Annotated in this window: 7 protein-coding genes; 5 read left to right on the top strand and 2 right to left on the bottom strand. The window is 70.6% G+C overall.

Annotated features, from left to right (window positions below; genetic code table 11):
- Positions 1-76 precede the first annotated feature (76 nt).
- Both AB0E24_RS06955 and AB0E24_RS06950 read right to left on the bottom strand, forming a co-directional pair.
- Positions 77-820, bottom strand: a complete 744-nt coding sequence (locus tag AB0E24_RS06955) for a class I SAM-dependent methyltransferase (RefSeq protein ID WP_359375201.1) — start codon at positions 818-820, stop codon at positions 77-79.
- Between the two features lie 73 nt (positions 821-893).
- Positions 894-1934: an alpha/beta hydrolase gene (locus AB0E24_RS06950; RefSeq protein ID WP_100809553.1), complete on the bottom strand. Its 1041-nt coding sequence runs from the start codon at positions 1932-1934 to the stop codon at positions 894-896.
- Positions 1935-2099: 165 nt separating this feature from the next.
- Here AB0E24_RS06950 and AB0E24_RS06945 point away from each other — a divergent pair, with 165 nt between their 5' ends.
- From AB0E24_RS06945 to AB0E24_RS06925, 5 genes are all read left to right on the top strand, one after another.
- A complete protein-coding gene (locus AB0E24_RS06945; RefSeq protein ID WP_359375199.1) occupies positions 2100-6674 on the top strand; it encodes a phosphorylase family protein in 4575 nt (1524 codons plus the stop codon).
- A gap of 86 nt (positions 6675-6760) precedes the next feature.
- Positions 6761-7708 carry a GlxA family transcriptional regulator gene (locus tag AB0E24_RS06940; RefSeq protein ID WP_069862487.1) on the top strand — a complete coding sequence of 316 codons (948 nt, stop codon included), beginning with the start codon at positions 6761-6763 and terminating at the stop codon, positions 7706-7708.
- A gap of 156 nt (positions 7709-7864) precedes the next feature.
- A complete protein-coding gene (gap, locus tag AB0E24_RS06935) occupies positions 7865-8863 on the top strand; it encodes a type I glyceraldehyde-3-phosphate dehydrogenase (RefSeq protein WP_069862489.1) in 999 nt (332 codons plus the stop codon).
- 454 nt (positions 8864-9317) lie between these two features.
- A complete protein-coding gene (locus tag AB0E24_RS06930; protein WP_069862491.1) occupies positions 9318-9506 on the top strand; it encodes a hypothetical protein in 189 nt (62 codons plus the stop codon).
- A gap of 248 nt (positions 9507-9754) precedes the next feature.
- Positions 9755-12493 (top strand): alpha/beta fold hydrolase, encoded by a 2739-nt coding sequence (locus AB0E24_RS06925; RefSeq protein ID WP_359375196.1) that lies wholly within the window; start codon positions 9755-9757, stop codon positions 12491-12493.
- Position 12494 lies beyond the last annotated feature (1 nt).

Here is a 12494-nt window from a genome sequence, read left to right as displayed (position 1 = left end):
CGCTGCCGGGCCCGGTCAAGGTGGGCGCGCCCCTCTTCGGTGATCAGGACTTGGCGCGCCCTGATCAGGTGCGGGGCTACCGGTTCGGCGGGATTCGGTAGACGGAGACGTGCGAGCGCGACTCGGCGGTGAATTCGGCGCCGGACCAGTCCGCGTGCCTGCTCTCCAACTCGAATCCCGCCAGCTGGGCCATCAGGTCGAGCTCGGCCGGCCAGATGTAGCGGTGCGGAGTGCGGGTCAGCGGGGCCTGTTTGCTCTCGTCGAACCGGAAGTGGTGCGAGACGACCTGCTGGCGCAGCACGTCGTAGGTGTCCAAGCCGATGTAGCCGGGCTCGGTTTCCCAGACCGTGGCCTTCTGGCCCGGCGGCAGCTTGCGCAGCTCGGGCACCCAGAGCTCGATCACGAACCTGCCACCGGGCCCGAGGTGGCGGGCGGCATTGCGGAAGCACTCGACCTGCTCGGCCTGGGTGAGCAGATTGGAGACGGTGTTGTAGACGAGATAGACGAGTGTGTACTCCCCGGGGGCCACGGACGTGGCCATGTCGCCCACGATCACGGGGATCGTCGCTTCGTCCGCCCTCGTACGCAGTTGCCGGATCATCGGAAGCGACAGCTCGATACCGGTGACGGGGACCCCTCGTCCGGCGAGCGGGACGGCCACTCGGCCGGTGCCGATGGCGAACTCCAGCGCCGCTCCGCCGCCCGCGAGCTCGGCCAGACGGTCCACGGCCGGCCCCAGGATCTCGGGTGCGAACATGCCCGTGCCGGGCGTGTCATAGCGCTGTGCGGCGTCGACGTCCCAGATCTCCTCCTGGTTCATGGCGCCACCATTCACCGCTGGGATACGCGATGTCCACTGATTTTGGGGGCCGACGGGTCCCGGCCCGCCCGGCTCATCCGGCCGGCCGGGGCTCCGTGCTCCTGGAGTGTGTGAGGAGCCGCCTGAGCCAGCGGGTGCGGGCGTCGCGCGCGTCCTTGCTGATGGCCGCCTGCGGTGCCAAGCCGTCGAAGCCGTGGTAGGCGCCGGGCCATACGTGCAGTTCGGCCTGGCCGCCGCTCCGCCAGATCGCGTTCGCGTACGCCACGTCCTCGTCGCGGAACATCTCCGCCGAGCCGACGTCGATGAAGGCCGGAGGGAGACCGGAGAGGTCGGTGGCGCGGGCGGGGGCCGCGTAGGGCGGTACGTCCGCCGCGCCGTGGCGGTCGCCCAGCAGCGCCTTCCAGGCGGTCTCGTTGGAGATGAGGTCCCACATGCCGAGGCCCGACATCTGGTGGCTGGAGAAGGTGTGTCCGCGGTCGTCGAGCATCGGGCACAGCAGCAACTGCCCGAGGACGTCGGGAACGCCGCGGTCACGGACCAGCAGGGCGAGGGCCGCGGCCAGACCACCGCCCGCGCTCTTGCCGCCGATGATGACCCGGTCCGTGTCGATGCCCAGTTCGGCCGCGTGTTCGGTGGCCCAGAGGAGTCCCGCGTAGCAGTCCTCCAGCGGTCCGGGGTAGCGCGTCTGCGGTGCCAGCCGGTACTCGACCGATATGACGCACATGTCCAGCGGAAGGACCCACTCGCGCTGGATCCGCGGCAGTACCGACCATGCGTTGCCCATGATCATCGCGCCACCGTGCATGTAGTACAGCAGCGGCAGCGGCCCTTCCCGTCCGGCGGGTCTCACGCTCACCAGCGTGACGTCGGGCCCGTCCCGCAGCGCCGGAACAGACAGCTCCGCCACCTCGAAACGGCCGTCCGCCCGGAGGTCCTCGGCCGTCGGCCTGGGTCGGGTCGCGGCGTCCCGCTCCTGCCGGGCCGCGAGGTTCTCCGGAGTGACCGGCGCCCGCGGTCCGTTGCCCAGGGATTCCAGCGCGACACTCAGTTCGGGATCGAAGGGCGGCACCGGCGTCGGTCTCGGAGCGGAAGTGCCTGTGGGGGAGAGATCCATACCGGGCATCCAAGCATCCGGTGCTGCCCGAGGGTATCGGCGGGTCCGGCGACCGTACTCCCGCCGCGGTTCGCCGCTCCCGGTGGCTCCGGCCCCGGGAGATCGGCGAACGGTAGCATTTCGGCTGCGGGCCGCAACGAGGGTCGACCGTGGCCGGGGGGAGGCGTGGACAGCACCGGGCAACACAGCGACTCACTCGTCGTGCTGACCGCACTGGACGTGGAGTACGCGGCGGTGCGCGCACACCTGGTCGATCCACGGCCCCAACTCCACCCGTCCGGAACCCTGTTCGAGGTCGGACGGCTCGACGGTACGCCATGGCGGGTGGCCCTTGCCGAGCTCGGCGACGGCAACCAGGGGGCGGCCGTGCTGACCGAGCGGGCGATCGCCATGTTCCAGCCGCGCGCCGTGGCATTCGTCGGCGTGGCCGGGGCACTCAAGGACGATATCGAGCTCGGGGACGTCGTCGTCGCCACACATGTGTACGCGTATCACGGCGGCAAGGACGAGGAGGGCGAGTTCCACTCCCGCCCCAGAGTCTGGCCGGTGCGTCAGGAACTCGACCAGCTGGCCCGCTACATCCGCAGGTCCGGTTCATGGACCGGCCTGCTGCCTGAAGGCCCGCCGGGCACCTCCTGCCCGCCCGGCACCTCCCGACAGACCGGTGGCTCCTGCCCGCCCGGCGCCTCCCGTCCGGCCGTCCACCTCAAGCCCGTGGCCGCCGGGGAAGTCGTCCTCAACTCGGCGGACTCGCCCCTGAGACGGCAACTGCGCCGGATCTACCAGGACGCCGCCGCCATCGAGATGGAGGGCGCGGGAGTGGCGCAGGCCGCCCATCTCAACGCCGCGTTACCCGCCCTGATCGTCCGCGGAATCAGCGACCGGGCCGACGGGAAGAAGTACGACGCCGATGCCGAGGGTTGGCAGTCCCTCGCGGCGCGCCACGCCGCCGCCTTCGCCTTCGCCGTCCTCCGCGAGCTGCCACCCGCACGCGGCCCGGCACCACCCGGGCCGGGTACTCCCACGGGCCCGGTGCCGGGATTCCCGCAAGGCCCGACGGCCCCGGTGCCGGATCAGCCCGCGAGCCCGCCCCCAGCCCCCGTGAGACACCCCGACGCGGAAACCCCACCGGACACCGGACCGGCCGCACATCGCCAACTGCTCCGCTGGGCACGGCGGTTCGCGGACGACCTGGATCTCGTGGACTCCCCGCGGCCGGATGGCGGCACCGCCTCCCCGCCGCAGCTCAGCGGCGGGCTGTATGTGCGGCGCGCCATCCAGGACCGGCTCGTGGAGGCCCTCTACGACGGCGACCCGAAGGCGGTCCTGGTGACCGGGGACGCCGGGAACGGCAAGAGCAGCCTGTTGTGGGGCCTCGCCCGGGACCTGACCGCCCTGGAGGACGCCGAGGTCTTCCTGGTGAACGCCGCCTGGCTGCTGCGCCCTCCGAGCGGCGCCTCGGCGGCCCCCATGCTGACCCCCGGGGCGGTGGTGTCCGGAGCGACCCACGCCCGCACACACGGGCGCACACCCGTGGTCCTCCTCGACACCGCCGATCTGCTGCTGCACGACGACTACCACGAGATGGCGCTGCTCGATCTGTGCGAGGACCTCGCCGCCGCCGGTGTCCGCCTGGTGCTGACCTCCCGGCCGGAGGAGGCGAACCGGCTGCGGACCGGTTTCGTCCGGATGTCGCTGGGCCCGTACGACGACAGCGAGATCCCGCACGCCATCCGAGGACATGCCGCGCTCTACTGCCCCGACGCCGTTCCCCGGGACGACGAGGCGCGGGTGCGGAGGCTGATGGAGCCCGTCGCTCGCGGGCTGCCGGTGCGCGAGGTGTGCCGAAGCCCCCTCCAGCTGCGGCTGCTGTTCGAACTCGCCCGGGACGACGGGGCGTTCCCCAGCGCCGAGATCGACGCCACCGGCCTCTACCGCCGCTACTGGGACCACCGGGTCGTCACCGACCGGCGCCATCACGGCCACCAGCGCGCCACGGCACCGGAGGACCTCTCCTCGGTCACCGGCGCGATCGCCGTCGTGCTGATGTCGGCCGGCCGGACCGAGCTGTCACGCGAGGATCTGATCGAGCGGCTCACCTCGGCGCACGGCGGCCCTTCGTGGCCGTACGAACCGGCGCGCGTCCGGACATCCCTGGAGCTGCTGATCGACCGGGGTGTGCTGGCCAGGGGAGCCTCGGACGGTATCCACTTCTTCCACCAGACCCTGTTCGAGTACGCGGCCGCGCGCGGCCTGCTGCACCTCACCGGGGCGCAAGCGCCACTGTCGCTGTGTGCGTGGATCGGGTCCCATCCCCGTGACTTCTTCGTCGGGGCGATCCTCGAACAACTCCTCATGCTCGCCGCGGCGTCCGAGAGGTATCACGACCCGGTACGGGACACGCTGATGCGGATGGCGGCGCACGAGGACGCCATGATCCTGCACACCGTGGCCGTGGCCGTGGCGGCCCGGAACCCGGCCGTGGGCGTGCCCGTCGAGCCGCTGCTCGCGACGGCGCCGCACGGCGTCGCCCGACGGTACGCGGTCCTGGCCCCGACCGTGCGCGACACGGATGTCGACGCCCTCCTCCCGCGGCTGCGCGGGCTGTGGGAGCGGAAGGAGCCCAGCCTCGAGGAGGCGGTGCTCGAAGCGCTGGAACGGCTGGCCGCCCAGGACTCGCTCGCGGTCCACGCCGCCCTGGCCGAGTGGGGCTGCGTACGGGAACTGACCGGCCGCCGTACGGCCGGCGCGGGTATCGACGTCCTGCCCCGGCTGCTGGTGCTGACGTCACACATCGATGAGGCAGCCGCGCGGAACGGCCTCATGGAGATGCTCGACTTCGCCCTGAACCGGGGGCTGGCGGAGCTGGCATCCGGCCTCATGACCCTGTGGGCCCGGCACTGGGAGACACTCGGCTCGCCGGAGTGGGCCGCGGCCGTCCAGGAGCGGCTCCGGCGTGTGCGCATCGCGCCGAAGTCACACGACGTCGAGGTTTTCCAAACGGCCCTGGCCAGGGTGCTGGCCGCCTCCTGGACCCATGACCACGGGCTTCCCGGGGACCACGCGTTCCCCGGCGACGGCGACGGCACCGACGGCGGTCCGGCCGCCGGGGCACACCCCTGGACGCGTCGCCTCGACACCGCCGTGGCGCTCCTCGAAGCGGACGACCACGACACCGCGGGCAACGCCGGGCTCATCGCCGCCACGGCGATCCTGACCACTCTGCCGCACGGCCACTGGGCCATCGAGGCCACCCTCGACCGCTGTCTGGAGATGACCGGGCCGGGAGCGCCGCACGCACTCCAGCACCGGATGGTCTTCCCCCTGCTGCTCGGCACCGACTGCGCCGCCGCGGAAAGCCTCGTACACCGGCTGGCGGCCATGCTGAGGGCCCTGCCCTGCCCCGAGAATCGGCCCGTCCCGCCGTCGCAACGGTTCGCGCTGGTCGCCCGCCGGATCCTCGCCCACCGGGAGGTGCCTCCGCACCGCGTCCGGCAGGTCCTGGAACACTCCGGCTTCGACGCCGACTCCGACCTGTGGCTGTCCCGGGACGGCCTGGCGACGTTGCTCCTGCCGGCCGCGCTCGGCGGCCACCCCACCGCCGTGAGCAGGGTCGAGAAGGCGACGACCGCCCCCGCGGCCGCCCGGGACCTCGTCCGCCGCTCGCTGCACCGGGCGGTCACGGACGCCGGTCTCCACACCGAGCGCCATATCGGCCTGCTGGTGGACCTGTCGCTGATGGACGCCGACACCGTGCTCCTGGAAGCCATCACCACCGGCCGGGCCAAGAAGGGCACCGGCCCGCTGCCGCCCCTCGCCCATGAGCGGGTGCTCGGCGCGCTCCGGGCATCGGCATCGGCCCTCACCGGACTCATCGCGGACGAAGTGGCCGAGGGCAACAGCGGAAAGCGGCAGCGTCAGGCGCTCACACTCTGGGAGTGTTCCGTGTCGGCCGGTGTTCTCCCCGTGCCCGGCCTGACCGAACTGCTGCCGCGGTACGGCACCTTCTCCGACCAGAAGACCCGCGCGGCCTTCCTCGGGCTGGTGGGCACCATCGCGGCGCGCGAACCCGGCCAGTACACCACGGCACACACCTTCCTCTCGGAGCTGGTGTTCGACACCACGGGCGCCATCCCCCGCCTCGACGACGCATCGGCCGGCACCCGGAACGCCGCCCGCAAGGCCCTGCTCCACGCCGCCTGCGAATCCGGCCCCCTCACCGGGACGGCCCTCGCCACCGCCCTCGACCTGGCCTTCGCCCCACCGACCGACGCCGGGCTGATCAGCGGGCTCGGCCAGCTGGTGCGCCGGCTCAGCGCCGCGCACGGCGCGGCACCCGCCGCCGAGCTGCTGATCCGTGTCATCGGCGCGGCCGTGGCCGCCCAACTGGGCCGCGCCGCGGAGAATCACCTCGCGAAGGCGCTCCGCGGCGCGATGGACAGCATCTTCGACCACGGATCCCCGGTCGTGTACCGGAGGCTGTGGGAGCACCTCGAGGAGCGTGGCCCGGAGGACGACGCGGACCGGGTGGTCTTTCCGGAGCGGTACGCCCTGGGGCTGGTGAGCTGCGCGGTCCGCCGCGCGTACGCGGCGACCCACCAGGATCTGGAAGCACTTGTCGCCCATCCACGGGTGCCACAGCCCACCAAGATGTGGATCGGCGACCAGCTCAGCGCCCGGTCGCGGGAGCACACGGAGCACGACCTCAGCTGGGTGCTGGGCGGCGAGCCGCCCCGGTAGCCAGTGGCAGGATGCTTGCGGTAGTCGTCTTCGAGGTCACGGGTGCGCGGATGCCCGTGCGATCGCGGGAGAGCCGAAGGAGCCCGATGAGCCGTAAGCACCACCATGTCGCCGTGCTCGTGCTGGAAGGTGCGAAGCCACTCGACGTCGGCATCCCCGCGCAGGTGTTCTCCAACCGGCCGAGCATGCCGTACGAGCTGCGGGTGTGCGGTGCCGCGCCCGGGCCGGTGACCGGTGGCGAGGGCCTGTCGTACCACGTGGCCGAGGGTCTGGAGGCGTTCGAGCACGCCGACACCATCTTCATCCCCGGCTATCGGGAGCCCGCCACCACGGAGCCGCCGGCCGCGGTCGTCAGCGCGCTGACGGCCGCCCATGAGCGCGGGACCCGGCTCGCGGCCATCTCCACGGGGGCGTTCGCGCTGGCGGCTACGGGGTTGCTCGACGGCAAGCGGGCGACGACCCACTGGCACTACACGAAGGCCCTCGCCGAGAGACATCCGCGCGTACGGGTGGACGAGAATGTGTTGTTCGTGGACGAGGGCGATGTGCTCACCTCGGCGGGCGCGGCATCCGGTATCGACCTGTGTCTGCACCTGGTGCGCCGCGACCATGGCGTCGGGCTCTCCAACCACGTGGCCAGACGGCTGGTGGCGGCGCCCTACCGCAGCGGGGGACAGGCGCAGTACGTTCCGCGAAGTGTGCCCGAGCCGCTCGGCGACCTGTTCGCGAGCACCCGGGAGTGGGCCCTGGCCCACCTCGCCGAACCGCTGACCCTCGAGGAGCTCGCCCGCAACGCGCGGGTGTCGGCGCGCACCTTCTCCCGGCGGTTCGTGGAGGACACCGGCTACACACCGATGCAGTGGGTGCTCCGGGCACGGGTGGACCTGGCGCGCGAGCTGCTGGAACGCACCGATCTGGGCGTGGAGCAGATCGCCGACCGGGTCGGGCTCGGCACCGGCGCGAATCTGCGTCTGCACTTCCACCGCATTCTCGGCACCTCACCGACGGAGTACCGCCACACGTTCTCGGCCTGAGCGCCCCGCGTACGCCGGGCACCACGGGCACCCCGAGCATCGTCCGTACGCGGGCCGCCGAGGCTGTGGCGAGATCCTTGCGTGTGGTGGCGTTCATGCCGCTTTCGGCCGGGGGTCCGGATACCGAACATGGGGTGCGGAACGAAAGGAATCTCCATGACCCGCATCGCCATCAATGGATTCGGCCGCATCGGACGCAACACCCTCCGGGCCCTGCTCGAACGCGACAGCGACCTCGAAATCGTCGCCGTCAACGACCTCACCGCGCCCGAGTCCCTCGCCCATCTGCTCAAGTACGACAGCGCGCTCGGTCCACTCGGCCGCTCCGTCGAGGTCGACGGGACCGATCTCGTGGTCGACGGCCGCCGTATCAAGGTGCTCGCCGAGCGCGAGCCCGCCAAGTTGCCGTGGGCCGAGCTCGGCGTCGGTATCGTCCTCGAGTCCACCGGTCGCTTCACCTCGGCGGACGCCGCTCGCGCACACCTCGACGCGGGTGCCCGGCGGGTGCTGGTGAGCGCCCCCTCCGCGGGCGCCGATGTCACGCTCGCCTACGGCGTGAACACGGATGTCTACGACCCCGCCGAGCATGTGATCGTCTCGAACGCCTCGTGCACCACGAACGCGCTGGCTCCGCTGGCGGCCGTACTGGACGACCTGGCCGGTATCGAGCACGGCTTCATGACCACGGTGCACGCCTACACCCAGGAGCAGAACCTCCAGGACGGCCCCCACCGCGACCTGCGCCGCGCCCGCGCCGCCGGGGTGAACATCGTGCCCACCACCACCGGGGCCGCCAAGGCCATCGGGCTGGTGCTGCCGAATCTCGACGGCAAGCTGTCGGGCGACTCGATCCGCGTGCCCGTCCCGGTGGGTTCGATCGTGGAGCTGAACACCGCGGTCTCACGGGAGGTCAGCCGTGACGAGGTGCTCGCGGCCTACCGCGCCGCCGCCGACGGCAGGCTCAAGGGCATCCTCGAATACTCCGACGAGCCGCTCGTCTCCAGCGACATCACCCGCCGGCCCGCGTCGTCGATCTTCGACGCCGCCCTCACTCGCGTCGACGGCAAGCACATCAAGGTGGTGGCCTGGTACGACAACGAGTGGGGCTTCTCGAACCGCGTCATCGACACGCTCGAACTGCTCGCGCGCGACTGAGCGCACCGGCTGACCGAACGGTGAGGGGCCGGAACGGACCGGCCCCTCACCGTTCGTGCCAGCGGCTCCAATTTCTCTATGTAGTGCTATATGAGGCATACCCGGCGCGGTGAATGCACTCCGCGAACACGAATGGAATGAGTAACTCCATTCCCGTTCCATTGTTCGACTTGTGACTTGCATCACAAGCCCATCCGCAATGGATCACATTTTCGGATCCCTGTGAAACGATGCCTCGGTGCTGGCCTCGACGAAGTAGTCCATCGCGAGACAGCACCGGACCACCGATCGCCCGAATCCACTTCGGGCGGCAGTACGGCAAGTGACTTCTTCAAGTTCGAGCTAGCCGTAACGGGGGAAACAGGAATGCCGACGATGGTTGTTATCGGCTATAGAGGCGAATTCGGGGCAGCCTATTTACGGCAGCAGCCGAACAAGCCGGCGACCGGAGCCGGTGCTCTCCGTACGAACGGATTTCGAGCGCCGTTTCCTCTTCGATGAGATCGACTACGATTCATCGCCTGACGCACCGGTCGGTCCGTACGGCCGGGTGGGACAGGCCATCGTATCCGACCCGGATGAGCTGAAACCGCGGAAGACGATCGAGGGCATCGTGCGATTCAACGAGGTCGGATCCACCTGATCTGACGGCCGGTCCGGACCGAGCCACCGGCCCGGGATACCCCCGCGTAAAAGAAATCGCCTCACCTCGATCAAACGTGCCGTCGGCGCCACGCTCCGCCCCGGCGCATGCGACCGCGACCCGCCCGGGATCCGCATCACCGTCGTCGGCGATATCGCAGCCCGGCCCTGGTGCCCTTCTCCGGCGTGGCGTGCCCCGAGCTCCGCTCTTCATGGTTTTCCGTCCCTTTTGATCGGAGGACTTCCCCCATGCCCGATCCACATCATGTTTCGACGCTTCCGCAGCTGCTCGAGCGTGCGGCCTCCGACACGGCTCAAGGCATCACGTTCATCGGCGGCCCGTTTCTGACCTACGCCGAATTGCGGGAGTGCGCCTGCCGGATTTCGCAAGGGCTGCGCGACCGCGGCACCGCCCCGGGCGACCGGGTGCTCATCGCGGCCAACGATCCGGAGCTCTTCTTCCGCGCCTTCTGGGGGTGCGTGCTCACCGGCGCGGTGCCGTGCCCGTTCGCGCCGCCGGCCGATCCTTCCCGGCTGCACGCACAGCTGGAGCATCTGCGCACCCTCCTGGGCGATCCCTTGGTGATCGTGTCGAAGACGGCTCACGGAGACCTCCCCGAGGCCGGGCTGCGGACCGTGACGATCGAGGAGCTGAGTCATGCCGCGGCCGAGCCCGATCAGCTCCATACGCCCGCGCCCGACGATCTCGCCCTGCTGATGCTCACCTCCGGGTCCACCGGATCGAGCAAGGCGGTCAGGCTCACCCACGCCAATCTGCTGGCGGCCCAGGCCGGTAAGGCGGGGGCGCTGGAACTCGGGCCCGACGACACCTCGTTGAACTGGATCTCGGTCGATCACATCGCCGCGATCGAGGCACACCTGTTGCCGATGTTCAACGGCGCCGACCAGGTCATGACGACGCCGGCCACGGTGCTCGCGGACCCCGTGGAGTTCCTCAGGCTGCTCACGGCACACCGGGTGAGGGTGACGTTCACCCCCAACTTCCTGTTCGGGCAGATCAACCAGGCCCTCGCCGGGCGGCCCGCCTCGGAGCGGGAGGTGGACCTGTCCTCTGTGCGGCACATCATCTCCGGCGGTGAGGCCACCGTGACCGCCACCGTACGGGCCTTCCTGGACACGCTCTCCCACTACGGGTTGCGCGGAGATGTGATCGTGCCCGCCTTCGGCATGACCGAGACCTGCGCGGGCAGCGTGTTCAACCGCGACTTCGCCACCCATGACCTGGAGACGGAGTTCCCCTCGCTGGGGCGCCCGGTGCGGGGTCTGCGGATTCGTATCACCGACGACGACGGCAAGGTGTCGGCCTCCACCGACCGGCCCGGATCGGCCGAGCCGGGCGAGGTGCAGCTGTACGGTCCGATGGTCTCCGACGGCTACTTCGGCGATGAGCGGGCCACCGCACGGGCGTTCACCCCCGACGGCTGGTTCCGCACCGGGGACCTGGGCCACCTCGACTCCGAGGGCCGGCTGATGCTGGTCGGCCGCACCAAGGACTCCATCATCGTCAGCGGTGTCAACTACCACAGCCACGACCTGGAAGCGGTCCTGGACGAGCTGGACGGGGTTAGGCGCGGACATGTCGCCGCGTTTCCGATACGGCCCGAGGGGGCCGATACCGAACAGCTCGCCATCGCGTTCGTCCCGGCGGGCGACCTCGCCGACGACACCGCGGTGTACCGGGCCATCGTGGCGATCCGGAGCTCCACGGTGATGCACTGGGGGTTCCGCCCCCAGCTGATCCTCCCCGTGGCAGAGGACGAGATCCCCCGCGGCAACCTTGGCAAGATCCAGCGGTCGCGGCTGCGCGCGGCCGTCGAGGACGGGCGGCTGGACGCGGCGGCCCGCCGGTCGGACGAGGTGAGCGCCCGCTTCCTCGGCGGCCATGTGGCGCCGGAGGGCGAGGTCGAGACCGCACTGGCCGGGATCTACGCCCGCGTCCTGGACACCGGGACGGTGTCGGCCACCGCCGGCTTCTTCGACCTGGGCGGTACCTCGCTGGACGTATTGCGGCTCAAGCTGGAGATCCAGACCGAGTTCGGCATCGAGGACGTGCCGATGTCCACGCTCCTCCAGGCCCCGGCCGTGCGAGCCCTGGCCGGGCGGCTGACCGCCGGGCAGGGCGCCGGCGGAGACACCGCCTACGATCCGCTGGTGCCGCTCCAGGTCACCGGGGACGGGACGCCGCTCTTCTGCGTCCACCCCGGCCTGGGGGAGGTGCTGGTGTTCGTCAACCTCGCCAAGTACTTCACCGGCGAGCGGCCCTTCTACGCGCTGCGGGCCCGTGGCTTCGGGCCGGGCGAGACCCACTTCGGGTCGTTCGACGACATGGTCTCCACCTATGTGGCGGCCATCCGGCGGGCGCGGCCCGGCGGCCCGTACGCCGTCGCGGGGTACTCCTACGGCGGGGCGGTGGCGTTCGAGATCGCCAAGCGGCTGGAAGCCGACGGCGACAAGGTCGACTTCGTGGGCATCTTCAACCTGCCGCCGCGGATCTCCGACCGCATGAACGAGATCACCTTCACCGATGGCGCCATCAACCTGGCGCTGTTCCTCGAATTGATCGACGACACCGATGTCGAGCGGCTGACCAGCACACTCCGGCCGCTGCCCGAGGCCGATCAGCTGGCCCATCTGATCGACCACGCGCCGCGGCGGCGCCTGAGCGAACTTGACCTCTCCCTGGAGCGGTTCACCGCCTGGGTTCACCTCGCGCAGAGCATGGTCCACCTGGGCCGCAGCTACGAACCGTCGGGCTCGGTCGGGCAGGTGAAGGTCTTCTACTGCACTCCGCTGCGCGGCACCAAGGAGGAGTGGCTGGACAACCAGCTGAGCCACTGGGACCGGTTCACCCGTGAGCCCAACACCTATATCGAGGTCGACGGGGAGCACTACACCTTGATGAGCCCGCGGCATGTGCAGACCTTCCAGGCAACGCTGCGGCATGAACTGGCCCGTGCGCTCGGCTGAG

It is taken from the genome of Streptomyces malaysiensis subsp. malaysiensis, from assembly GCF_040653035.1.
Lineage (GTDB): Bacteria > Actinomycetota > Actinomycetes > Streptomycetales > Streptomycetaceae > Streptomyces > Streptomyces malaysiensis.
The sequence above is the reverse complement of the archived record's forward strand: the minus strand, read 5'-3'. Positions and strand labels throughout refer to the sequence as shown.

What these genes read in the sequence shown, in the direction of transcription:
- AB0E24_RS06955 (WP_359375201.1), bottom strand. Translation starts at nt 820, where the DNA reads ATGAACCAGGAGGAGATCTGGGACGTCGACGCCGCACAGCGCTATGAC.
- AB0E24_RS06950 (WP_100809553.1), bottom strand. Translation starts at nt 1,934, where the DNA reads ATGGATCTCTCCCCCACAGGCACTTCCGCTCCGAGACCGACGCCGGTG.
- AB0E24_RS06940 (WP_069862487.1), top strand. Translation starts at nt 6,761, where the DNA reads ATGAGCCGTAAGCACCACCATGTCGCCGTGCTCGTGCTGGAAGGTGCG.
- gap (WP_069862489.1), top strand. Translation starts at nt 7,865, where the DNA reads ATGACCCGCATCGCCATCAATGGATTCGGCCGCATCGGACGCAACACC.
- AB0E24_RS06925 (WP_359375196.1), top strand. Translation starts at nt 9,755, where the DNA reads ATGCCCGATCCACATCATGTTTCGACGCTTCCGCAGCTGCTCGAGCGT.